The organism is Paraburkholderia sp. EG286B, from assembly GCF_040965655.1.
GTDB lineage: Bacteria > Pseudomonadota > Gammaproteobacteria > Burkholderiales > Burkholderiaceae > Paraburkholderia.
In genome coordinates this window covers 1-387 of sequence record NZ_JBFRCF010000188.1, presented here as the reverse complement: position 1 = coordinate 387, position 387 = coordinate 1, and the positions used below count along the sequence as shown (strand labels likewise).

Sequence of the window (387 nt, the reverse complement as noted above, 5' to 3'; positions counted from 1 at the left end):
GCACTTCGGCTTCCGCGAGCAGCACGTTCATGTGGCCCGGCATGCGGCCCGCCACCGGATGGATCGCGTAGCGCACGTCCACGCCCTTTTCCACGAGCTTGTCGGTGAGTTCCTTCAGCGCATGCTGCGCGCGCGCCACCGCGAGACCGTAGCCCGGCACGATCACGACGCTTTCCGCATTGCCGAGCATGAACGCGGCGTCGTCAGCCGAGCCCGACTTCACCGGACGCTGTTCCTGCGAGCCGCCTGCTGCTGCTGCGCCCGCCTCGCCGCCGAAGCCGCCCAGCAGCACGTTGAAGAACGAGCGGTTCATCGCGTGGCACATGATGTACGACAGGATCGCGCCGGAAGAGCCCACCAGCGAGCCCGCGATGATCAGCATGGCGT

At 67.4% G+C, this 387-nt stretch carries 1 protein-coding gene; it reads right to left on the bottom strand.

Features of this window, described 5'->3' with window-relative positions:
• Positions 1 to 387, bottom strand: a 387-nt coding sequence (locus tag AB4Y42_RS44350; protein WP_368697912.1) for an NAD(P)(+) transhydrogenase (Re/Si-specific) subunit beta, incomplete at both ends; no start/stop codon positions are given.